Raw genomic sequence first — 23415 nt, forward strand, 5'->3', positions numbered from 1 at the left:
CCACTACAGGAGCGATCATGGCTGACAAGTCCCCCCGTCAAGCAGCATCCAAGAAATCCGGCAAGTCCATCAAGGAAAAGCGCGCAGATAAGCGGGCCGCCGCAGCGCCGGCGAGTTCCCTGGATATCACCTCGAGCAAGGCCGCCAAAAAGAAGTGACCGGCCAACAGAGCCAACTCACCCTTGGCGTGCTGGCGTCCACAAGGAAACCGGACGAACGCCGCCTCCCCATCCACCCCCTGCACTTTGAGCGCATTGCGCCGGAGATCCGCCAGCACATCATCCTTGAGCACGGCTACGGGGAACGCTTCGGCGTTTCGGACGCGCACCTCTCCACCCTGGTGGGCAGGATGGCCGGCAGGGAGGCCCTCATGGCGGAGGCCGACGTCGTCCTCCTGCCGAAGCCGCAAGCGGAGGATTTGTCCGACCTGCGGGACGGCCAGGTCCTCTGGGGCTGGCCGCACTGTGTCCAGGACCGCGCCATTACGCAGCTGGCCATTGACAAGAAGCTCACGCTGATCGCTTTCGAGGCCATGAACCATTGGGCCAGCGATGGCGGCTTCGGGCTGCACGTCTTCCACAAGAACAACGAGCTCGCAGGGTACTGCTCAGTGCTCCACGCACTGGCACTGACCGGCTCAACCGGCGACTACGGACGCCGGCTCAGCGCCACAGTCATCGGTTTCGGCGCTACGGCACGCGGCGCCGTTACGGCCTTGAACGCCCATGGCATCCACGACGTCCAGGTGCTCACCAACCGCGGGGTGGCCGCCGTCGGCGCCCCCATCCACTCGGTCAACATCGTCCAGTTCGATCACGACGCCGAAGCACCCTTCCTCAGCCAGGTCATCACTGAACGGGGCAGGGTGCCGCTGGCGCCGTTCCTGGCCGAGAGCGACATCGTGGTCAACTGCACCCTGCAGGATCCCAACAACCCGCTGACCTATCTGCGCACGGAGGACCTCGCCGCGTTCAACCCGGGCAGCCTCATCGTGGACGTGTCATGCGACGAGGGAATGGGTTTCAGCTGGGCACGGTCCACCACCTTCGCGGACCCCATGTTCACGGTGGGCGACCACATCAACTACTACGCCGTAGACCACAGCCCGTCCTACCTCTGGAACTCCGCCAGCTGGGAAATCAGCCAGGCCCTGCTGCCGTTCCTGGAAACTGTGGTCAGCGGCCCCGAGGCTTGGGACGGCAACGAAACAATTTCCCGCGCCATCGAGATCCGCGACGGCGTGGTCCGCAACAAGGACGTGCTTGAATTCCAGAAGCGGGAAGAGGCTTACCCGCACCGGGCGCTTTAGCCGCAGGCTACGCCGCCGCCCGCCGGACAATCCTCACAGGCTGCCGACGGTCCTTAAGGTCCACCCGCAGCAGCAGCGAACCCTTGCGCGCCAGGATCAGGGCGACGGTCACGGCCGCGAGGGCCGGCACCCCGCCGGACACCAGCAGGGCCACATGCGGATCGGCATGTTCAGCGACCCAGCCGAGCATGGGGCCACCCATGGCCTGGCCGCCGATCAGCACCATGATGTACAGGCTCATCACCCTGCCCCTGATGCCCATGTTGGAGCTGACCTGGACCAGCTGGTTGGACCCGGTCAGGAACATGAGGCACCAGAACCCGGACAGCACCATCACTGCGCCGAACACCGGCATGGACGGGGCCAGGGCGGCCAGGCAGAGCATGGCGCCGTACATTCCCGCGCAGAACACCACGGACCGCAGCCGGAGGTGGCGGCGCCGGGTGGAAGCCACAGCCCCGGCCAGCGCCCCGAGCGCCACCAGGGCGTTCAGGAGGCCGTAGCCGCCGGCACCAACGTTGAAGACGTGGTCCGCGTAGGCTGCGAGCACCACCGGCAGCCCCATGGCGAAGACTGCAATAAAGCCGGCCATCAGCCACGGCCAGTAGATGGTGGGCTTGCCTAACGCGTAACGCAGCCCCTCGCGCAGCATGCCCTTGCTCTTCGGGGTGGGCGCACTGACGAACAGCTCGTCCTTGCGCAGGATGAGCAGCATGGCCACCGTAGTGCAGCAGGCGAAGGCGTTGCCGGCGAAGGCCCAGCCCGCCCCCACGGCGGTCAGCAGCCATCCTGCCAGGGCGGGGCCAATCAGGCCGCCCAGCTGGAAGGTGGTGGAGTTGACGCTGATGGCGTTGCGCAGGTAGTTGGGCCCCACCAGTTCGTTGACGAACACATGGCGTGCCGGCTGGTCGAGGACGGTCACCAGGCCAAGCACCAGTGCGATGAGGTAGACGTGCCACACCTCAATGGCGCCGCTGAGTGCAAGGGCTGCCAGAGCGGCGGCCAGGACCGCGGCCATGCCCTGGCACAGGATCAGGATCTTCCGCTTGGCGAACCGGTCCGCAATCATCCCTCCCCAAGGCCCGAGGAGCAGGGACGGCAGGAACTGCAGCGCCACGGTGATGCCAACCGCGGTCACGGAGCCGGAGAGTTCCAGCACCAGCCAGTCCTGGGCGATCCGCTGCATCCAGATGGCGACGACGGCGATGAAGTGGCCGATCGCGAAGATGCGGAAGTTGGGAACCCTGAGGGAGATGAACGTGTGCTTCCATGGCAGGCGTTCGCTGACGACGGCGATGGGCTGGGTTTGGTTGGGCTGGGTTTGGTTGCGCTGGCTTTGGCTATCTGGCGGGGCGGAGTGCGCGGTATCGATGACGGGCTGGGTGACGGTTGCCGATGAAGGCGGTGGGGGTGCCACAGGTGTGTCCTCACAGTGCGTGCGGTCCGGGATGTCCTTAACGCTAGGCTGGAGGCACCGGATTATGGAGACGTATCGTCCCTATAACTCCTATTGCAGACTGCAATACAGCAACGTCCACCCCGACGCCCCCGGAGTCCATCGTGTTCGAACCAGCCCAGCTGCGCTCTTTCCTGGCCGTGGCGGAAACACTCAGTTTCACAAAGGCCGCCGAGCGGCTCGGACTGGCCCAGCCCACGGTCAGCCAGCATGTCCGCAAGCTGGAGGCGGCCGCCAAGCGGGTACTGGTCAGCAGGGACACGCGGGACGTCCGGCTCACGGACAACGGGGACGCGATGGCGGGGTTCGCCCGGAACATCCTCGCTGCGCACGACTCCGCTTCACGGTACTTTTCCGGTTCCGCGATGCGCGGACGGCTGCGGTTCGGTACTGCTGACGACCTTGCCATTACAGGCCTGCCGCGGATCCTGCGGGAGTTCCGGCAGATCTACCCGCAGATCAACCTTGAACTCACGGTGGGCCAAAGCGACCAACTGTACCGGAAGCTCAACGCGGGGCAACTGGACCTTGTGTTCGTGAAATGGGTGGCCGGAGCCAAGGACGGAACGGTGGTGCAGCACGATTCCTTTTCCTGGGTGGGACTGGAGCAGACCACGCTGGACCCGTCAGCCCCCGTTCCGCTCATCGCCTACCCGTCCCCCAGCCTGAGCCGCAAACTGGCCATCGACGCCCTCGAGTCCCATGGCAGGACCTGGCGGATCACCTGCACGACACGGCAAATCAGCGGTGTGCTGGCGGCGGTACGGGCGGGGATCGGCGTCGCCGTCATGCCGTCGTCGCTCGTCCCGGAGGACCTGAAGATCATTACCCGGCGCTTCGACCTGCCCGCGGTGGGCGACGTGGACTTCACCCTGATCCGCAACCCGCTGGCCAACGCCGAAGTCATTGACGCCCTGACGCAGTCAATTGTGGGCCGGACCATTAACCGATCAGCATAACGCCCCAAGGTGTCCCGCAGGCGAAGCCAAGCCGGTGTTTCCATTGATTGCCGAAGGCCGCATCCCTTATGCTGAATTTTCCAAGGTCAAGCAGCCGGCCGTCATCCAACACGACGCCGCTCCTGCATGCCAGGATTCCGGCTCGGGACAGGCAGCCAATGACGACAGCCAAGAACACCCACTACAGCCCGGCCCATGCCCGTGCGCACACCCCTGCGCGGCCGCTTGGAACCCGCAATTCCAGACTCGGTGCAGGCATTGCCACCACCGACTCCGGATACGTCGGCAAACCTACCTGTGACAGATGCCGCACTGACGAGTTTGTCTACCTAGAGTCTTACATTCCGCCCACCTACCGCCGTGACGGTTCGGTAGGCACCCTGGGCGAAGTCGCCTACACCTGCACCCGGTGCGAGGATTTCTCGGCCCACAGCGTTCCAGTCACGTGGACGCCGCCCGGGTGGTACCTGGGCTAGTATCCGCAGGCCGAAGAGGGCCGGACGGCCACCGCAAGGTGGCCGTCCGGCCCTCTTCGTGCCGGCAAGCGTGTGCCGGCAGACCCCACGAGCAGGGCCCTAGATCAGGGCGTCCGAGAGGTGGTTGGGCGTTCCGAACCGGTGGGCGGTGATGCTGACGGCCTGTTCGTGCAGGAAGGGCAGCAGTTCCACGCGGCCGGCTTCGGTGACCGGGTGGGCATAGATTGCCAGGTCGGGACGGCCGCCCGTGGCCTTGGCAAGGCCTGCCGCATCGCCGCCGATGAGGCGGACCCGTGCGCCGGAAAGCTTCCCCGCCGCGGCGAGCCGGCCCGCGGAAGCCAGCCATTCGGCGTCGGACTCCACCGTCACTTCGATGTCCAGCGCGGTGAGCACCGGGCGCAGCTGGACGGGAAGTTCGACGGCGGAGGACACCGTGAGCGCAGAACCCGCCAGCACACCGGCTGCCACAGTCCGTACCAGGTGGCCCAGCGGCGCGCCTTCGGACAGGCGGACCGTCACGGGCAGGCTGCGGTAGCGGAAGATGTTGCGCTCCGCGCTGAGGCCGGAGACGTCCTTCGCTGTGCCGAACTCCTCCGTCCACGCCTGGGCGTCGGACGCCAGGGCCCGCTGCACGGACTCGAGCTCGGCGGACTGCAGGGCAGCGCCGGCAGCGTTGAGGATGCGCCGCACGCCGGGGTTGGTGACAGCGGCATTCGCCGAGGCCGTGGCGGGCGCCCAATCGCCGAGCCCTGCCAGGTAGTTTGGCCCGCCGGCCTTGGTGCCTGCGCCAACGGCGGACTTCTTCCACCCGCCGAACGGCTGGCGCTGCACGATGGCGCCGGTGATGCCTCGGTTCACGTACAGGTTTCCGGCCTGGATGCTGTCCAGCCAGACGCCCAGTTCCTCGGAGTTCAGGGAGTGCAGGCCTGCGGTGAGGCCGTACTCGATCTGGTTCTGGATGGCGATGGCTTCCTCAAGGGTGTCGGCGGTCATTACGCCCAGGACCGGTCCGAAGAATTCGGTCAGGTGGAAGTAGGAGCCGCGCTTGACGCCGTAGCGCACACCCGGGCTCCAGAGCCGGCCGGTGTTGTCCAGCTTTTTCGGTTCCACGGCCCAGTTCTCGCCCTCGCCCAGGGTGGTGAGGGCGTTGAGGAGCTTGCCCTTGGCGGGTTCGATGATCGGGCCCATCTGGCTGGTGGGGTCCTCGGGGTAGCCCACCTTGAGGGAGGTCACGGCGTCGATGAGCTGGTTGTGGAACCGCTTGGACTTGGCGACCGATCCCACCAGGATCACCAGCGACGCGGCCGAGCACTTCTGGCCGGCGTGCCCGAACGCGGAGTACGCCACGTCCTTGGCTGCCAGGTCCAGGTCCGCGCTGGGGGTGACGATGATGGCGTTCTTGCCGCTGGTTTCGGCCAGCAGCGGCAGGTCCTGGCGGAAGGACCGGAACAGTTCGGCGGTCTCGTAGCCGCCGGTGAGGATCACGCGGTCCACGGCCGGGTGGCTGATGAGCTGCTTGCCCAGTTCCCGCTCGCCCAGCTGCACCATGGTCAGGACGTCCTTCGGGACGCCTGCCTCCCAGAGGGCTTCGACCATGACGGCGCCGCTGCGGGCGGCCTGCTTGGCAGGCTTGATCACGACGGCGGAGCCGGCGGCGAGTGCCGCGAGGGTGGACCCGGCGGGGATGGCAACCGGAAAGTTCCAGGGCGGGGTTACGACGGTGAGCTTCGCCGGGACGAACGTGGCGCCGTCGACCGCGTCCAGCTTGCGTGCGGACTCGGCGTAGTAGTGGGCAAAGTCCACGGCTTCGCTAACCTCGGGGTCGCCCTGGTCAATGGTCTTGCCGGTTTCGCTGGCCATGACCTCAAGCAGGTCGGCGCGGCGCGCCTCCAGGACGTCGCCGGCGCGGTGCAGGATTTCGGCGCGCTCGGCGCCGGACAGGGCACCCCAGGCCTTGCCCTTCTCCACGGCGGCCTGGATGGCGCCGTTCAAGGTTGCTTCGTCATTGATGAAGGCGGCTTTCACGGAGGCGTTGCCCAGGGTGGAGGACGGGACGCGGTCCAGGATGGCCCGGCCCCAGTCGCGGTTGGCGGGCAGGGACGGGTCCGTGTCCGGGGTGTTCTCGAAATGGTCGTGCGGCCTGGGGACGGGCGGCAGGCTCCGGTTCTGCTTTCGGTTGGGCGCCGGGACACGGTTGTCCAGTTCGGCGAGGGAGGCGAGGAAGCGCTGCTTCTCGCGCTCGAACAGGACTTCATTCTTGTCCAGCTCGAACACGGCGGACATGAAGTTGTCCTGGCTGGCGCCCTCTTCGAGGCGGCGGATCAGGTAGGCAATGGCGACGTCGAACTCGGCCGGGTGCACCACCGGCGTGTAGAGCAGCAGGGAGCCGACGTCCTTCTTGACGGCTTCGGCCTGGCCCTGGGCCATGCCCAGGAGCATCTCGAACTCGATACTCTGCTGTGCGCTATCCGCGATGCCGCGCTGCTTGGCAAGGAGCCAGGCGAAGGCGATGTCGAACAGGTTGTGGCCGGCCACGCCGATCCGGATGTTCTTGATCCGCTCGGGGTGCAGGGAGTAGTTGATGACACTCTTGTAGCTGGTGTCCGAGTCCTGCTTGCTGCCCCAGGTTGCCAGCGGCCAGTCGTGCAGGGAGGATTCCACCTGCTCCATGGGCAGGTTTGCGCCCTTGACCACACGCACCTTGATGGCGGCGCCGCCGTTGGCACGCCGTTCAGCCGCCCAGTCCTGCAGCCGGATCATCGCGGACAGGGCATCCGGGAGGTAGGCCTGGAGCACAATGCCCGCTTCCAGGTCCTTGAATTCGGGCTTGTCCAGAATCCTGGTGAAGACCGCGATGGTCATGTCCAGGTCCTTGTACTCCTCCATGTCGAGGTTGATGAACTTGGCTTTGGGAAACGAAGCTGCGCGGGTGAACAGCGGGGTGAGCTTTTCCACCACGTGCTCCACGGCTTCGTCGAAGGCCCAGGCGGAGTGCGGGGCAACGGTGGAGGAGACTTTGATGGAGACGTAGTCGACGTCGGGGCGCGCCAGCAGGGCGTGCGTTCCTTCGAGCCGGCGGGAGGCCTCATGCTCGCCAAGGACAGCCTCGCCGAGGAGGTTGACGTTGAGCTTGATGCCGTCCTTGCGGATCTTGGCAATCGCGGGCCCGAGCTTGGCGTCGGTCGCGTCAACGATCAGGTGGCCCACCATTTCGCGCAGGACCTTGCGGGCAATGGGGATGACCACCTGCGGCATGACCGGAGCCATGGTTCCGCCCAGCGCTACGGCGCTGCGCATGTACCAGGGCAGGAACGCGGGGACCTTGGGCGCCAGTGCCGCGAGGTTGCGGGCGGCAACGTTCAGGTCCTCGGGGCGGACCACGCCGTCCACGAAGCCAACGGTGAATTCCAGGCCGTTGGGGTCCTTGAGCACGCCGGCAAGCTGCTGGGCGGAAGCGTCCACGGGCACCTTCGAGGCCTCGGTCAGCCAGTGGCGGACCAGCGCCACGGCGTCGGCTGCCAGGGCCTTGGCCTGGGGCACGTCGACGTCGACGGTCCGGGGCGCAGTTCCGGCGGCAGCTGCGGGTTCCATTGCAATGTGGGTCATTGTTTTCCCGATCTTTCTGGGGCTCAAGGAGGTCTTATCAACCAGTATGAGCTTCCAGTCACATAAGATAAAGCGATCTTTTCTAAGCAATACCGGTTAGAAAAAATGAACCATTGAACCCGGCAGGATTGCCCTTCCCCCACCGGCCCGTCCCTCACGCGACGAACCGTACTTGCGACCCTCTCTCACTTAATGCGGGAAAAACCGAAACGCTCTATCACCCTGAACTGCTCCCCGGAAGTCGGAACTGAATTTCTCAGTCCAACTTCCGGGGAGCAGTTCAAAGTGAGAGAGCGTCCGGGGTTTAGCGACGTTAAGTGAGAGAGCGTCCGTGTTTAAGCGACGTTAAGTGATAGAGCGTCAGCCGACGGGCCGGTGCATCTCCACAATCTCCTCATGCCGGGGGCTGTCGGGATTCATCAGCGAGTTTTTCTTGCCATAGAAGAAGTAGATGGCAAGGCCGATGACGAGCCAGACGCCGAACCGCGCCCACGTTTCCCAGTGCAGCTGGAACATCAGGAATGCGGAGGCCAGCACGCCGAAGGCCGGGACGAGCGGCATGAACGGGAGGCGGAACGCGCGCGGGGCATCGGGCTTCTTGTAGCGGAACACGATGACCGAGAAACAGACGACGACGAACGCCGCCAGGATGCCGATGTTGGTCAGGTCGGCGACTGCCTTGATCGGGAACACGCCCGCCAGGAGCGCGGAGGCGACGCCCGCGATCCAGGTCACGCGCTGCGGCGTGCCGTGCCGGTCGGTCTTGGAGAACCAGCCGGGTAGCAGCCCGTCGCGGCTCATGGAGAACCAGACGCGGGTAACGCCGAGCAGGAACGTCAGCATCACGGTGAGGATGGACAGCACCGCGAAGACGGAAATGATGGTGGCAATGACCGGCAGCCCCACACCGGTGAAGGCTGACGCGAACCCGGCCTTCGGGTCGATGTCCTTGTAGTTCTGCATGCCCGTGAGGACCAGGGTGGCTGCCACATAGAGCAGCATGGCGATGATGAGCGACAGGATGATGGCCTTGGGCATGTGCTTCTTGCCGTCGGTGGCCTCCTCCGCTGCGGTACTCATGGCGTCGTAGCCGAAGACCGCGAAGAATACGGTGGCGGAACCGGCAAGAACCGGGCCGAAGCCGGACGGCATGAACGGGTTGTAGTTGTTGGTGTCGATGTAGAAGACACCAAGGCCGATGATGAAGAGGATCAGGACCACCTTGATGGCCACTGCCACCAGTTCGAACCGGCCGAACGCCTTGGTTCCGCGCGACAGGATCCAGGTCACGATCAGGCAGACCACGATGGCGGGGATGTTGACGATTCCGCCCTTGCCCTCATCCGGGGTGGATGTCATCCAGACCGGCATGTGGATGCCGATTCCGGAGAGGAAGGCATCAAAGTAGCCGGAGATGCCGATGGCCACCACGGCCACAATGGCGATGTATTCCAGCAGCAGGTCCCATCCGATGAACCAGCCGATGATCTCGCCCAAGGCCACGTACCCGTAGGTGTAGGCGGACCCGGCGCGCGGAATCATGCCCGCGAACTCCGCGTAGGACAGTGCTGCCGCTGCCGACGCGAGGCCGGCAATCAGGAACGAAATCAGCACCGCGGGCCCCACCCCGGGTGTGGTTTCGCTACCGGCGGCCACCAGCCCCGCGAGGGAGAAGATGCCGACGCCGATAATGCCGCCAACGCCGATTGCCGTCAGCTGCCAAAGCCCGAGTGACTTAAAGAGGCCACTATGTTTGTTCTCTTCTTCAATGTCGTCAATCGGCTTGCGCCGCATGATCGACTGGGTCATGTCTCGTGTGCTCATCAGGAACTCCTGCTTGGGGGTGCGACCCCGCCACGGCGCGCGAAAAATCGCTTGTGACGGGGGTAACTCGGTCCCAACAGTATGCAAGGGGGCTTGCATTAGATAAAGTGACTACTTCTAACCTATATTCGTTAGTTTCGGTAAGGATTTCCTCATGCTTGACGTCCGCCGGCTGCGCCTGCTCCGGGAATTGAGCATCCGGGGGACGCTCGCGGAGGTGGCCGAAGCACTCCAGTACAGCCCGTCGTCAGTCTCCCAGCAGCTGGCGCTCCTGGAAAAGGAAGTGGGCGTGGAGCTGCTGCGCAAGACGGGACGCCGGGTGCAGCTCACCCCGCAGGCGGAGGTCCTGGTGGCCCACACCGCAAGCCTGCTGCAGACCATGGAACAGGCCGAGGCGGACCTTGCGGCGTCCCTGACCACCGTGACCGGCACAGTGCGGATCGCAGTGTTCCAGTCGGCCGCGCTGGCGCTCATGCCCGAGACCCTGACGCGCATGGCCAGTACGTATCCCGAAGTGCGCATCGAGATGATCCAGCGTGAGCCGGAAACGGCGCTGCACGAGACGTGGGCACGCGACTTCGACCTTGTCATCGCCGAGCAGTACCCCGGACACGCCGCCCCGCGCTATCCCGAACTGGACCGCGTCAAGCTCACCACCGACGCCATCCGGCTCGCCGTTCCCCCCGCGTCCGACGGCGGTCCCGCCATCTCCTCGATCGAGGACACCGCGGAACTCGCCTGGGTCATGGAACCACGCGGGGCGGCATCCCGCCACTGGGCCGAGCAGGCCTGCCGGAGTGCGGGGTTCGAGCCCGACGTGCGTTTTGAAACCGCGGACCTCCAGGCACAGATCCGCCTCATCGAGTCCGGGAACGCCGTGGCGCTGATGCCGGACCTGGTGTGGACGGGGCGCGGCACCACCGCCCGGCTCCTTGACCTGCCAGGCAAGCCGCACCGCACGGTGTTCACCTCCGTCCGCCGTTCCAGCGCCCAGCGGCCCGCGATCCTCGCAGCCCGGGAGACCCTGGCGGCGACCGCAGCGGCTGTGGCACAGCACGACGGCGGGTGACCGGCCGCCGTCGTGCGTGGCCTTCCAAAAGTGGTACCGGCCAGCGCAACGACGGGCTCCGTCACTGCGCAGGAGCCGCCCCGGCGTCACTGTTCCCTGCGTCACTGCGCCGGCGGGCCCCCAACGCTAGACTGATGCCGTTATGAATCGCACAATGTTCAAGTCCAAAATCCACCGGGCCACCGTCACGCACGCCGACCTGCACTACGTAGGGTCGGTCACCGTTGACCTGGACCTGCTCGAGGCCGCCGACATCCTTCCCGGCGAGCTCGTCTCCATCGTGGACGTGACCAACGGCTCGCGGCTTGAGACCTACACCATCGCCGGCGAGCGCGGCTCGGGCGTGATCGGCATCAACGGTGCAGCGGCGCACCTCATGCACGAGAACGACGTCGTCATCCTGATCACCTACGCCCAGATGACCACCGAAGAGGCCAAGGCCTATGAACCGCGGGTGGTCCACGTGGATGAAAACAATCGGGTGATCCAGCTGGGCAATGACCCGGCCGAGGGCCTCACGCCGGGAATGATGCGGCCCCCTTTCGCTCTTAACAACGCCACCCTGTAACCGGAGAGTGCTTTCCGGCAGACCGCTCCCCCGCACCCCCCGGGCTGATCCCCTGCGGATTGTCCCTTGCTAGGGGTACTCGCCGGGTTCTTTGTGGTCTGGTGCATCATCCTGGTGGGCTGGTTCGTGGGCCGGCAGAAAATCCTGGGCGACAACGCCCGGCAGGTCCTCAGCTCCCTCACCTTCTTTGTGGCCAGCCCGGCCCTGCTTTTCGAAACGCTGAGCAAAGCCCGCCTCGCCGAGGTTTTCGCGGCGCCACTGCTGGTCGCTGCGGTCTCGGCAGTGGCCACCGCGGCCATCTTCTTCGCCATCGCCAGGTTCTGGCTCAAACGCTCGCTGCCCGAGTCCCTGATGTCCTCCATGGCCGCGTCACTGGTGAACTCCGCCAACCTGGGCATCCCCATCGCGGTGTACGTCCTGGGCGACGCAAGCTACGTGGCGCCGCTGCTCATCTTCCAGCTCGCCTTCTTCACGCCGCTGTTCCTGATGCTCCTGGATTCAAGCACCAGTTCCCACCGCACCACGCCGCTGAACTTCATCGTGATGATCCTCCGGAACCCCATGATCGTGGGTTCGGCCCTGGGCCTGGCCGTGGCCGGGACGGGCTGGCAGGTCCCGCAACTGGTGATGGAGCCCATCCACCTGATCGGCGGTGCGGCGATTCCGGCCATGCTGATCGCTTTTGGCATGAGCCTGAACGGCACCCGTCCGCTCCAGGCCTCGGCCTGCCGGCGCCTGGACACGCTGCTGGCCAGCGGCTTCAAGCTGGCCGTCCAGCCCGCACTGGCCTATCTCTTTGCGCGGTTCGTGCTGGGGCTTGAAGGCCATGTCCTGTTCGCCGTGGTGGTCACCGCCGCCCTGCCCACAGCGCAGAATGTTTTTGTGGCTGCCAGCCGGTACAAGACCGGCCTCACCGTGGCGAAAGACACCGTGCTGATCACAACCGTTGTGGCCGTGCCGGCGATGATCGGCGTGGCACTGCTGCTGACCTGACCCGAGTTTGGAGGGCTGATGAATACTGTTCTGGACACCGTGGTGATCGGCGGCGGCGCCATGGGCTCGGCCGCCGCGTGGGCGCTGTCCCGCCGGGGCCGGCATGTGACTTTGGTGGAGCAGTTCGGGCCGGGGCACAAGATCGGGGCCTCGCACGGCACCACCCGCAATCTGAACCCCGGTTACCACCGCCCCGAATATGTGGCCATGCTGGCAGAGGGGCTGGCCCTGTGGGATGAGCTTGAGCAGGAAAGCGGTGAGACGCTGCTGGCGCGGACGGGCGTTGTGAACCACGGCCCCGACCCCCGGCTTCCGGACATCGCCGACGCATTGACGCAGGCGGGCATCCGCGCAGAGCTCCTGTCCCCGGCGGAGGCCGGGGAGCGCTGGCGCGGCATCCGCTTCGACCAGCAGGCACTGCACATGCCCGACGGCGGCCAGCTCAACCCCGAAGCGGCGCTTCCTGCATTCCAGCGCCTCGCCGCAGCCCGCGGCGCCGAGATCCGGCACCACACCAAGGTGGTGGACCTGCAGGTGACGGACGACGGCGTCCGGCTGGGCCTGGAGTCCGGCGCCGGCATCGAGGTGGTCACCGCTGCGCAGGTTGTGGTCACGGCCGGCGGCTGGACGGACAAGCTCCTGGGCCCGGTGTTCAGCAACAGCCCCGGTGCCGGGCTGCGGATTCCCAGGCTGCGGGTCACGCAGGAGCAGCCGGCGCACTTCCGGGTGGCGGACGCGGGCGCAGTTTGGCCCGGCTTCAACCACTGCCCCGGCACCGGGGCGGACTACCAGGGCTGGTATTCCCCCGTGTACGGCATGGAGACGCCCGGCGAAGGGATCAAGGCCGGCTGGCACGGCGTGGGACCGCTCGTTGATCCTGACCGGCGCTCCTTCCAGCCCGAACCCCGGCAGCTCGCCGCCCTGCAGGACTACGCGCGGACGTGGCTGCCCGGGGTGGACGCCGATTCCTTCGAGGCCATCAGCTGCACCTACACCACCACCCCGGACGAGGACTTTATCCTGGACCGGATCGGCCCCGTGGTGATCGGCGCCGGGTTCTCCGGGCACGGGTTCAAGTTCACCCCCGTGATTGGCCGCATCCTCGCCGACCTCGCCACCGGCACCCGTCCGGCGCCGGAGATCTTCCGCGCTTCCCGCTAAAAGCGCCTACCGCGTCTTGTCCTCTGCTTCGGCGAGGGCCGGCTCCCCGCCCGTGCCGCCGTCGTCGTCCTTTCGGGAGGCGCCCGCCTTCACCGCCGGCATTGCCAGCACGGCCGCCACGGTGAGGATGCCGCCCACCAGCGCGGCCAGGAACACGGCGCCGGACGCAGCCACGACGGCGGGTGCCGCGCCTTCGCCGGCCGTGGTGGCGTAGACCGCGTTGGCCACCGCGCCGAAGACCGCCACACCCAGCGCGCTCCCAATGGACCGCGCGAACATGTTGCTGCTGGTGACCACGCCGCGCTCATTCCACTCAACACTGGACTGGGCAGAGATCAGGGTGGGAGTGGCAACCAGCCCCAGGCCGAGCCCCACCACGAAACAGCTGGCGGCCACCAGTGCCACGTTGGGGGTGGCGGCCGTGAGGGCCAGGACCAGGAGTCCCGCCACGGTAACGGAGATCCCGATCAAGGCCGTGGCCTTGAACCCGATCCGCAGGTAGAACCGGCCCGCCTGCGAGGCACTGAGGGGCCAGCCAAGGGTCAGGGCCGCGAGCGCCAGGCCGGCCATAAAGGGCGAAGTGTCCAGCGCCCCCTCCAGGAACGTGGGCACATAGGAGGTCAGCCCGATCATCACCGCCCCGACGCCGAAGGACACCAGCGTGGTGGTGCCCAACAGCCGGCGCGAAACCACCCAGGACGGCAGGACCGGCTCCGCAGCCCGCCGTTCCACCATCAGGAACACCGCCAGCAGCACGGCGCCCACAACAAAGATGCCGATGCTGATCGGGGAATTCCACGCCCAGCCCTGGCCGCCCTGGAGGGCACCAAGGATCAGCAGGCCCAGTGACACCGCCAGCAGGGCAGCCCCGGCGTAGTCCACCCGGTGCTTGGCGCGTTCAACATTTTCGTGCAGGGTCCTGAACAGCATCCACCCGGCAAGGAGGCACAGCGGAATGTTGACCAGGAAGATCCCGCGCCAGATTCCCAGCGAGGAGAAGATGCCGCCGAGGCTCGGGCCCACCACCGAGGAGACAGCCCAGACGCTGGCCAGGTAGCCCTGGACCTTTGCCCGCTCCTCGAGGGAGTAGATGTCCCCGGCGATGGTGATGGAAACCGGCAGGACGGCCCCCGCACCGAGGCCCTGCAGGGCGCGGAACGCGATCAGTGCGGGCATGCTCCAGGCGATGCCGCAGAGGACGGACCCGAGCAGGAACAGCCCGATGCCCGCCAGGATGATGGGCTTCCGGCCAAGCATGTCGGACAGTTTGCCGTAGATGGGCACCGAGACGGCCTGGGCCAGCAGGTACGCGGAAAACAGCCACGGGAAGGACTCGAAACCGCCCACATCCCGGACGATCGACGGGACGGCGGTGGCCACGATCGTGGAATCGATGGCCACCAGGCCGGTGGACAGCATCAGGGCAATGAGGATGGGGCCCCGTTCGGAGCGGAACCCCACCCCTTGGGCGCGCGCGGTCTTCATGAGTCTCGTTTCAGTCTTTTTGGGTCCCTGCTACCTCCACTCTAGGTACCCGCGGCCGACGCCGACTATCGCCTGCCCTGGTGTGCGTCCAGGAGCCGCGCGCAGCGGATGAAGCCCAGGTGCGAGTACGCCTGCGGATGGTTCCCCAGGTGTGTCTCCGTGCCGGGGTCGTACTCCTCCGGCAGCAGCCCGGTGGGACCGAAGAGGTTCACCAGCTGGTCGAACAGGTCCCAGGCCTCATCGATGCGGCCCACGGCCACATACGCTTCGATCAGCCAGGTGGTGCAGATGTGGAACCCGCCCTCCAGGCCCGGCAGGCCGTCGTCGTACCTGTACCGGAAAACGGTGGGACCCACGCGCAGTTCCCGCTCCACCGCGGTGACGGTGTCCAGGAAGCGCTGGTCCGAAACGTCCAGCAGGCCGGAGAGGCCGATGTGCAGGACGGCGGCGTCGAGGTCCGGGCTGTCGTAGGCAACGGTGTAGGACCTCGCCGACTCGTCCCAGCCCTCGCGCAGCACCTCCTCGCGGATGGTGCCTGCCATGGGTGCCCAGGCCGGGTCCGGCTCCCGGCCGTGGCGGGCAGCCGTCCGCAGCGCCCGGTCCAGCGTCACCCAGCACATCACCTTGGAATAGACGTGGTGGCGCGCTGCGCGCCGGGCCTCCCAGATGCCGTGGTCCGGCTCGTGCCAGCGGGCCAGGACGGCCGAGGCCATTTGGACCATCAGCTCCCAGTGGTCGTCGGCCAGCGCGCCCTCCCGCTCACTCAGGGCATGGATCAGTTCGGCAACCGGGCCAAAAACGTCCAACTGGACCTGGTGGTCCGCGGCGTTGCCGATCCTGACCGGACGGGAGCCCGCGTACCCCGGGAGGCTGTCGACGACGGCCTCCGTGGAAAGCGGCGCGCCGGTCACCGAGTACAGGGGGTGCAGCCACTCGGGGCCGGGCGCATGTTCGAGGATCCGCCCCAGCCATGCCAGGAAGCCGGCGGCCTCCGCCGTGGAGCCGAGGTCCACCAGCGCGTTGACCGTCATGGACCCGTCCCGCAGCCAGCAGTACCGGTAGTCCCAGTTCCTTGTGCCGCCGATTCCCTCCGGCAGCGACGTGGTGGGGGCCGCGAGGACGGCGCCGGTGGGCTCATGGACCAGGGCGCGGAGCACCAGGGCTGACCGCCGCACCAGGGAGGGTTTGACGGAGGGCAGGGCAAGTTTCTGCACCCACTGGCGGGCATGCAGGGCCACCCCGGCCCGCCGCTCCGTCTCCCCGCCGGGGTCCGCAGGCTGCGGTTCGGTATCGCCGCAGCGCAGGTTGAGCACCACCGGACCGTCCTGCAGGTTCACCGCCGCCGTAGCCGTGGCGTGGCGCCCGTCCGAGGTGATGCTGAAGGTGGCGCCCGGCGCGAACAGGATGATGGGCTCCGAGGTCCCCACCACGTGCAGTTCCCCGCCGCGGGCCTCCATGCTGAACGGGGCGTTGGCGTAGTCCGGCCTGGGAGCAAAAGTAATCCGGGCGGCACCATGGCCGGTCAGCACCCGGACCAAACTGGTGATGCCCTCGGGCGCGGGCTCAAGGTAGTCCGTGACCGTGACGTCCGCCCACCGGGTCTCAACAATCATGGTGCTGTCCACGTACCGCTGTCCCAGCACCTGGGAGGCTTTGACCGGCTCCACGGAAAAGTGGCCGGCCGCGTCTCCGCCCAGGATGTGGGCGAAAAGTGACCCGGAATCCGGCAGCGGATGGCTCATCCAGCAGATCTTCGCGTCCGGCGTCAGCAGTGCGGTGGAGGATCCGTTGCCGATCATCGTGTGCCGTTCAAGGCCCACCGCGTCCTCGCCGAACAGCCAGGCCCGCCGCAGCTCGAAGAGGAGGGCCAGGACCCGGGCGAAGGCTTCGGGGTCGCGGACGCGGTGCGCCGCGGCGGTCTCCCCCGGGCCGACCTTGAGTCCGAGGTCCGGCCCGCGCAGGGTGGCGATGGCCAGTTCGTCACTGTGGGCGTCCCCGGCGAACATCGCGGCGCTGGCTCCGAGCCGGGACCGGAGGGTTTCCAGCGCCTCGGCCTTGGACGGTTCCACGACGGAGAGGTCCAGCACGGAACCGTCCACAATGAAGAACAGTCCGTGGGCGCGGGCAATCTCCCGGGCGGTTTCCGTCACGGATTCCACCACGTCCGGCGGCGCCGGGCGGGTGTGGACGGAAACGGCCACCGGTTTGCGTTCAATCCAGATGCCCTCCTGGAACCCCACGGCTTCATTGAGCGCCGCGTTGACCTTCTGCAGGACTGATTCGGTGGCCAGGGTCTGCGCGTGCGCGAAGCCCATATCCGACTCTGCGCCATGCGAACCGATCAGGTGCACCTCAACGGGCAGCCGCGACACCGCCGCAAGGTCGCGGAGCGAGCGTCCCGAAATGATGGCGGCGTGGGTATTGGGTAGGGCAGCCAGGGCGCGCAGGGCTATCGCCGCATTGCCCAGGGGCAGGATCTCGGTGGAGATGCCTTCGGCGTCGCACAGGGTCCCGCCGTAGTTGCAGGCCACCAGCAATCCCGGAACCCGTGCCAGCACTTTCAGTTCGGCCAGCAGCGCAGGCGTCAGGCCGTTGTCCGCCGCATCCGACTGGATGAAGGCGCGGAGCATATCCAGCGGAAGGGACCGGGTGAGCAGTGCGGAATCCGCCACGCTTTGGTTCAACGGCGTAGGCATGCAGGTACCCCTTTGAGGCCGGACCAGGCCGGGACTACAGCCGCTGGATCGCCTGCGGACTACCGGTTGGTGCCCCTCCCGGGAATCCCAGTAATTCCCGAGGGGGCAGTTCCCATGCTCAGCCCCGGCCGTTTCCCCCGAAAGTCCCCTTTATTGCGTATGTGTAAAAGTCCGACGGACAGCGCCGTTGTCATGGAGAGCCGGCGTCACGCAGGGCAGCTTTCTGGACCACGACGCCGGCGCCTGCCGCCCGGAACCGGGGAACCCGCCGTCGTGCATTCCCAAAAGGGTGCTGGGCGTGACGCGCAGGACCCCGCCCGCTACACCCGGACCAGCCCGGCTGCCTCTGCCAGGAGTTCCACGGAGCGCAGCCGCGCCTCGGTGCCGGTGCTCTGGTGGGCCACAATGAGTTCGTCGGCGTCGGCGTGCCGCCCGAAACCGTCCAGGTAATCAAGGACCACGTCGGGCGTTCCCACCGCGGAGTACGTCATCATCTGGCTCACGTGCTGGCCCTGCGGGGAGTCGAGGATCATGTCCGCTTCGTCGTCGGTGAACTCGCGGCCGCCGCCGAAGAACAGGGACACGCGGGCGCGCTTGGTGGCCTGCAGCATGGCCTGCGCTTCCGAGGCGGAATCCGCCGCGATGACGTTGACGCCGGCAATGACGTGCGGGGCATCCAGCTGCGCGGAGGGCTTGAACTCGCGGCGGTACAGGGCCACGGCATCCTGCAGGGCGTTCGGTGCAAAGTGGGAGGCAAACGCGTACGGCAGTCCCAGCTGGGCGGCGAGGCGCGCGCCGAACAGGGAGGATCCCAGGATGTACAGCGGCACGTTGGTGCCCTTGCCTGGCGTGGCCTCAACGCCCTGGATGCGGGTGGGACCGGTGAGGTAGCCCTGGAGTTCCAGCACGTCCTGCGGGAAGCTGTCCGCGGACATGGGATCCCGCCGCAGCGCGCGCATGGTGTTCTGGTCGCTGCCGGGGGCGCGGCCCAGGCCGAGGTCGATGCGGCCCGGGTGCAGGGTCTCCAGGGTTCCGAACTGTTCCGCGATGGTCAGCGGCGAGTGGTTGGGCAGCATGACGCCGCCGGCACCCAGCCGGATGCTTTCGGTGTGGGCGGCCACATGGGCAATCAGCACGCTCGTGGCGGAGGACGCGATGGAGGACATGTTGTGGTGCTCGGCGTACCAGACCCGCCGGTACCCGAGCTTCTCCGCGCTCTGCGCCATGGCCACGCTGCCCGCGAAGCTCTCCGCCGCCGTCTGGCCCTTGCCGATGGTTGCCAGGTCAAGGATGGAGAGGGGGAGAGTCACGGTAGGTGCCGGCCTTTCGGGAACGTTTCGCAGGGATGTGCCCGCCGGGTCGCGGCGGGCACGATAGGCATAACGACGGCGGCGCCCGGCTTATTTCTGGAACCTGCGGAATACTCAGCAAACTTATGACGTTGCCGCCCCTATGAGCCTAGAGACAACGAACCAGTTGGAACTGTCCGAAACGATCGATTTGAAGGATCTGGGAACCGTGAACCGGCTCGGCTTCGGTGCCATGCGCATCGTGGGTGACGGCGTCTGGGGTGAGCCCGCGGACCGCCGGGCGGCGGTGGCGGTGGTGCGCCGCGCCGTCGAACTCGGCGTTGACTTCATCGATACCGCAGATTCCTACGGCCCCAACGTCAGCGAGGAAATCCTCGCCGAGGCACTGTACCCGTACAAGGACGGGCTGAAGATCGCCACGAAGGTGGGCTTCACCCGCACCGGGCCAGGCAAGTGGATCCCGGTGGGCCGCCCGGAGTACCTCCGCCAGCAAACAGAACTGAGCCTGCGGAAGCTGAAGGTGGACACCCTGGACCTGCTCCAGCTGCACCGGATCGACCCCAAGGTGGACGCCGAGGAGCAGTTCGGCGTGCTGCGCGAGCTCCAGGACGAGGGCAAGGTCCGGGCGCTTGGCCTCTCGCAGGTGAGCGTGGAGGAGCTCGAGGCGGCCGGGAAGCACTTCACCGTTTCCACGGTCCAGAACCGGTACAACCTGACGGACCGGAGCTCCGAGGACGTCCTGCGCTACTCGGAGGAGAACGGCATCGGCTTCATCCCGTGGGCTCCCATTTCCGCGGGTGAGCTGGCGCAGCCGAGAGGGCCGCTGGACGAGGCCGCCAGGCGTTTGGGTGCCACCACTTCCCAGGTTGCACTGGCCTGGCTGCTGCGCCGCTCTCCCGTGATGATGCCGATCCCCGGCACCGGGTCAGTGAAGCACCTGGAGGAAAACATGGCCGCGGCCGGCGTCACCCTGGACGAGGAAACCTACGCTGAACTCGAAGCAGCAGGCGAGTAGAGAAGCACAGACAGGAGCAGCACTATGGCAAACATTCTGATGGTCGTATCGGCCGCCGATTCGCTCACCATGAAGGACGGCAGCCAGCACCCCACCGGCTTCTGGGCGGAGGAACTGGTGGTGGCACACCAGACCCTGCTGGACGCCGGCCACACTGTCCACATCGCGACCCCCGGGGGCGCGAAGCCCACCGTGGACCAGGTGAGCCTGGCTCCCGAGTCAGCAGGCGGCGAGGAACGGGCGCAAGGTTTCCGCGACTACCTCGACTCAATCGACGGCGAGCTCTCGCGCCCGCTGGTGCTGGCCGACGTCGACCCGTCCGGCTACGACGCCGTTGTGATGCCCGGCGGGCACGGGCCCATGGCCGACCTGTACCAGGACGCCGACCTCGGCCGGCTCCTGGCGGCGGCGGACAAGGACGGCAAGGTCATCGCTCCCTTCTGCCACGGTCCCGCAGGGCTGCTGAGTGCAACGGACGACGGCGGCGCTTTCGTTTTCGCGGGACGTCGCCTCACGGTGTTCAGCAACGAGGAGGAACTGGGCGGCGGCACCGGCGAGAACACGCCGTGGCTGGTGGAGGACGCCCTGAGGGACAAGGGTGCGGTGATCGAAAATGCTGCCGCCTGGACGTCAAATGTTGTGCGGGACGGCAACCTGATCACGGGCCAGAACCCGCAGTCCAGCGAGGACGTGGCCAAGGAAGTCATCAAGGCGCTGGGCTAGTCCCACACTTCAGGCAGAGAAGGGGCCCGGTCTGGTGACCGGGCCCCTTCTGTGCGGCGCACGTCCTTGGGCGCCGCCGCCGTTGGCGCTACTTCAGCTTGAAGTTGGCGCTGATCGAGGTACCGTCCTTTGCTGTCATCGTGAGCTGGTAGCAGCTGCCGGGGCTTGCAGGCGTCTTCCAGTTGTAGATGAACTGGCCGGCGATGGCGTCATAGCGGACAACGGTGCTGCCGGCCGCCGCTGTCGTCTCGATAGCATCGGTCTGGGCGTTCGGTGCACAGACGATGGTTCCCATGGTGAACTTCATCAGGTTGGGGTCCGTGATCTCGGTTTCGCCCGCAAAAACCTCGAACTTGGCCGGTACAGCGCTGCCGCCCTTGACCGTGTTCAGGACACCGCCCATGTCGATCGGCTGGTAGAAGCCCTTCATGGTCCAGGCCTTGACTTCGTAGGAGTGGGTAACGGTGGTGGTGTTGCCGGCGAGGTCCGTGGCCGTGGCCCTGAGGGTGTATTTCCCAACTCCCGTGCCGTAACCGGTAACCTCGCAGGTCCCAAGCACTCCGGACAGTGAATCGGAGGCCGAGCAGGTCGGCTGCGCGGGCGTCGACCCGTAGTAGCCGTCCGCGATGACCGAATCGAAGGTCACCGTGGGGGCCGTCTTGTCGATCTTGAGCGTGGTGGAGGTTGCGCCCGCAGCACGGACGTTGCCGGCGCGGTCCTTGAACTCGGGGCTTTGGACGGTCACCGTGTCCCCTTCGTCCGACGCTGTCACGCTCTTCGTCGCGTCAACCGGTCCGGACACGAGATCGGTGGCGCCGAAGGTGACCTCGACGTCCGTGTTGTACCAGCCGTCGTGGTTGGCTGCGGGGCTCGTGCCCACGTAACCTACCGTCGGCGCCGTCTTATCGATCTTGAAGGACTGCGACGTAGTCCCGGCTGGGGTGATGTTGCCGGCGTTGTCTACGAATACCGGGCTCAGTACCTTAACATCCGCTGCCTCCCCGCTGGAGTACACCGTCTGCGAGGACGTCAGCAGTCCCGACGTCGCATCCGTTGCCGTAAAGCGGGCCCCGACGTCGGTCACGTACCAGTTGTTCTCCCCCAGCGTGCCTGATGCGACCCCGTCGTAGCCAACGGACGGCGCCGTCTTGTCGATCTTGAATTGCTGGGAAGCGGCGCCGGCAGGTGTGGTGTTGCCGGCGTTGTCCGAGAATGCAGGACTCTGGACAGTCACGGCTTCGCCTTCCCCGGACGAGGTCACCGTCTGCGTTGCGCTGAGGGGCCCGGAGGTGAGGTCCGTTCCTTTGAAGCTGGCCTGGACATCGGAGGTGTACCAGCCGCCAAAGCCTGCGGTTCCGGTTGCAGCGTCATAGGTGACGCTGGGGGCTGTCTTGTCGATCTTGAACGACTGGGAAATGGTTCCGTCGGGCACGGTATTGCCCGCGTTGTCCGTGAACGCAGGGCTCAGGACCCTTACATCGGCACCCTCGCCGCTGGAGGACACCTCCTGGGAGGACGGGGCCAGTCCGGATGTGGCATCTGTTGCAATGAAGCGGGCCAGTACATCGGAGGTGTACCAGTTGCCGTTGCCGGCCTTTCCTGTCGCGTCGGCGTAGCTCACCGTCGGCGCCGTGCCGTCTTTCTTGATGGGGACGGTGACTGTGCCGGCCGAGCCGCCGCTGCTGCTCGCGGAGCATGAGTAGTCAGCAGGCAGCTGGTCCAGCGCCACCGTCACGTCGTTGCAGCCGACCTTGTTCAGGGTGCTGGTCGAGTCGCCCTCGGTGATGGTCCACTTCAGCGTGACGGCGTTCCGGTACCACCCGTTCAAGCCGTCCGGCTGCGCCGCGTCGAGGGTATAGCTGATCCCGGGGGCCGTGCCGTCAACGATGTTGTACGTGACCGAACTCGCGGCGGTGAGCCCACCCTTGTCGGTGTAGCTGCAGGACGCTGTCTGGGAGCCTATGCCGGTAGCAGCGTCGTCACCTGAGACGGCACTCAGGGTTGCGGCGAAGGAACTATTGCTGTCCTCTGCGTCGGTCACATTACAGGTCGCTGCGGGGACGACGCCCTTGGCGTAAGACGTGCCCGTCGCGGGGCCGGTGATGCTGAGCCTGGGCGCAGTGTTCGACGGGGCCGGCGCAACCACATTCACGGTGAAAGCCGCAGGCGCGAGATTGAATGTGCCGTCCGTAGTGTTGCTGACTTGGCTGGCAGCCACACTGGCGGTTCCCACGCTGACCGGGCTGATGGTCAGCACCTTCGTGTCGGAGCAAGAAGTAAAGGTGACTGAGGCCGGGGACACCGTCGCCACAGCCGGATTGCTGGACGCGAGATTCAGGGTGAGTGTGGTTGAGCCGGTCAGATTGCAGCCGTTCTTGCCGTCGCCGTTCTTCTCCACCAATGCCAAGGATGTTGAACCCTGAGATCCGTTGGCGTTAAGCGCCATGACCTCAGCCTCCGCGTCCACCGAGGTGTCCAGGGTATTGCGGATGTCGTCTGCCCAAGCGACGCCGCCTCCAGCCAGCACCAGCCCCGCAGCCGCAACCGCCGCGGCCACCCGGGTGCCCGTCCGCCCCAGCAGGCTCCTATCCCCAGCAGCAGTCGTCCTACCTGGCGAATTCATCATGTGCGTCTCCCTAAGACCATGTGCCCACTGCGGGCGCAACGTACTTCAAGGTATGGGGTGAGGGGGCAACAGCACACGCGTAGTCGCACACCTGTCTTTGCTCTTTGAGTACTCGTTTTCTGAAGCGCACGCTGACCGG

The 23415-nt window shown here is 66.5% G+C and carries 17 protein-coding genes; 10 read left to right on the plus strand and 7 right to left on the minus strand.

Features of this window, described 5'->3' with window-relative positions; all coding sequences use genetic code 11:
• Nucleotides 1-17 precede the first annotated feature (17 nt).
• Both ACQ3DC_RS06300 and ACQ3DC_RS06305 read left to right on the plus strand, forming a co-directional pair.
• On the plus strand, nucleotides 18-158 hold the full coding sequence (locus ACQ3DC_RS06300) for a hypothetical protein (protein ID WP_197432449.1): 141 nt from the start codon (nucleotides 18-20) through the stop codon (nucleotides 156-158).
• Nucleotides 155-1309, plus strand: coding sequence for a N(5)-(carboxyethyl)ornithine synthase (locus tag ACQ3DC_RS06305; protein ID WP_430751800.1), 1155 nt, complete (start codon nucleotides 155-157; stop codon nucleotides 1307-1309). Before ACQ3DC_RS06300 ends, ACQ3DC_RS06305 begins: the two co-directional genes overlap by 4 nt.
• Before the next feature lie 7 nt (nucleotides 1310-1316).
• On the opposite strand, the gene ACQ3DC_RS06310 is transcribed toward ACQ3DC_RS06305, so the two are convergent.
• On the minus strand, nucleotides 1317-2726 hold the full coding sequence (locus ACQ3DC_RS06310; RefSeq protein WP_430751801.1) for an MFS transporter: 1410 nt from the start codon (nucleotides 2724-2726) through the stop codon (nucleotides 1317-1319).
• 143 nt (nucleotides 2727-2869) lie between these two features.
• Here ACQ3DC_RS06310 and ACQ3DC_RS06315 point away from each other — a divergent pair, with 143 nt between their 5' ends.
• Nucleotides 2870-3724, plus strand: a complete 855-nt coding sequence (locus tag ACQ3DC_RS06315; RefSeq protein ID WP_430751802.1) for a LysR family transcriptional regulator — start codon at nucleotides 2870-2872, stop codon at nucleotides 3722-3724.
• A gap of 158 nt (nucleotides 3725-3882) precedes the next feature.
• A complete protein-coding gene (locus tag ACQ3DC_RS06320; RefSeq protein ID WP_321214678.1) occupies nucleotides 3883-4200 on the plus strand; it encodes a hypothetical protein in 318 nt (105 codons plus the stop codon).
• 99 nt (nucleotides 4201-4299) lie between these two features.
• Here the strand turns inward: ACQ3DC_RS06320 and ACQ3DC_RS06325 are convergent, their stop codons facing one another.
• Both ACQ3DC_RS06325 and ACQ3DC_RS06330 read right to left on the minus strand, forming a co-directional pair.
• Nucleotides 4300-7806 carry a bifunctional proline dehydrogenase/L-glutamate gamma-semialdehyde dehydrogenase gene (locus ACQ3DC_RS06325; RefSeq protein WP_430751803.1) on the minus strand — a complete coding sequence of 1169 codons (3507 nt, stop codon included), beginning with the start codon at nucleotides 7804-7806 and terminating at the stop codon, nucleotides 4300-4302.
• A gap of 360 nt (nucleotides 7807-8166) precedes the next feature.
• The gene (locus tag ACQ3DC_RS06330) at nucleotides 8167-9630 is read right to left on the minus strand and encodes an amino acid permease (RefSeq protein WP_321214680.1); all 1464 of its coding nucleotides are present in this window, start codon (nucleotides 9628-9630) and stop codon (nucleotides 8167-8169) included.
• A 154-nt stretch (nucleotides 9631-9784) separates the two neighbouring features.
• On the opposite strand from ACQ3DC_RS06330, the gene ACQ3DC_RS06335 reads away from it, so the two are divergent.
• From ACQ3DC_RS06335 to ACQ3DC_RS06350, 4 genes are all read left to right on the plus strand, one after another.
• Nucleotides 9785-10699: a LysR family transcriptional regulator gene (locus tag ACQ3DC_RS06335; RefSeq protein WP_157240456.1), complete on the plus strand. Its 915-nt coding sequence runs from the start codon at nucleotides 9785-9787 to the stop codon at nucleotides 10697-10699.
• Nucleotides 10700-10841: 142 nt separating this feature from the next.
• The gene (gene panD / locus ACQ3DC_RS06340; protein WP_197432448.1) at nucleotides 10842-11267 is read left to right on the plus strand and encodes an aspartate 1-decarboxylase; all 426 of its coding nucleotides are present in this window, start codon (nucleotides 10842-10844) and stop codon (nucleotides 11265-11267) included.
• Between the two features lie 66 nt (nucleotides 11268-11333).
• Complete coding sequence (locus ACQ3DC_RS06345) at nucleotides 11334-12260, plus strand: AEC family transporter (RefSeq protein WP_157240454.1); 927 nt, start codon at nucleotides 11334-11336, stop codon at nucleotides 12258-12260.
• Nucleotides 12261-12278: 18 nt separating this feature from the next.
• Complete coding sequence (locus ACQ3DC_RS06350) at nucleotides 12279-13421, plus strand: FAD-dependent oxidoreductase (protein WP_430751804.1); 1143 nt, start codon at nucleotides 12279-12281, stop codon at nucleotides 13419-13421.
• Between the two features lie 6 nt (nucleotides 13422-13427).
• Here ACQ3DC_RS06350 and ACQ3DC_RS06355 read toward each other — a convergent pair whose 3' ends face one another.
• The 3 genes from ACQ3DC_RS06355 to ACQ3DC_RS06365 form a co-directional block, all read right to left on the minus strand.
• The gene (locus tag ACQ3DC_RS06355) at nucleotides 13428-14906 is read right to left on the minus strand and encodes an MFS transporter (RefSeq protein ID WP_157240451.1); all 1479 of its coding nucleotides are present in this window, start codon (nucleotides 14904-14906) and stop codon (nucleotides 13428-13430) included.
• A 65-nt stretch (nucleotides 14907-14971) separates the two neighbouring features.
• On the minus strand, nucleotides 14972-17602 hold the full coding sequence (locus tag ACQ3DC_RS06360) for a trehalase-like domain-containing protein (RefSeq protein WP_197432447.1): 2631 nt from the start codon (nucleotides 17600-17602) through the stop codon (nucleotides 14972-14974).
• A 320-nt stretch (nucleotides 17603-17922) separates the two neighbouring features.
• Nucleotides 17923-18912: an LLM class flavin-dependent oxidoreductase gene (locus ACQ3DC_RS06365; RefSeq protein WP_321214685.1), complete on the minus strand. Its 990-nt coding sequence runs from the start codon at nucleotides 18910-18912 to the stop codon at nucleotides 17923-17925.
• 142 nt (nucleotides 18913-19054) lie between these two features.
• Here ACQ3DC_RS06365 and ACQ3DC_RS06370 point away from each other — a divergent pair, with 142 nt between their 5' ends.
• Nucleotides 19055-19927: an aldo/keto reductase gene (locus ACQ3DC_RS06370; protein WP_430751805.1), complete on the plus strand. Its 873-nt coding sequence runs from the start codon at nucleotides 19055-19057 to the stop codon at nucleotides 19925-19927.
• A gap of 24 nt (nucleotides 19928-19951) precedes the next feature.
• A complete protein-coding gene (locus tag ACQ3DC_RS06375; protein WP_157240446.1) occupies nucleotides 19952-20650 on the plus strand; it encodes a type 1 glutamine amidotransferase domain-containing protein in 699 nt (232 codons plus the stop codon).
• Between the two features lie 88 nt (nucleotides 20651-20738).
• Here ACQ3DC_RS06375 and ACQ3DC_RS06380 read toward each other — a convergent pair whose 3' ends face one another.
• Nucleotides 20739-23276: a PxKF domain-containing protein gene (locus ACQ3DC_RS06380; protein ID WP_430751806.1), complete on the minus strand. Its 2538-nt coding sequence runs from the start codon at nucleotides 23274-23276 to the stop codon at nucleotides 20739-20741.
• Nucleotides 23277-23415: the final 139 nt, after the last annotated feature.

Origin of the sequence: Paenarthrobacter sp. NEAU-H11, assembly GCF_050573415.1 — a bacterium.
Classification (GTDB): domain Bacteria; phylum Actinomycetota; class Actinomycetes; order Actinomycetales; family Micrococcaceae; genus Arthrobacter.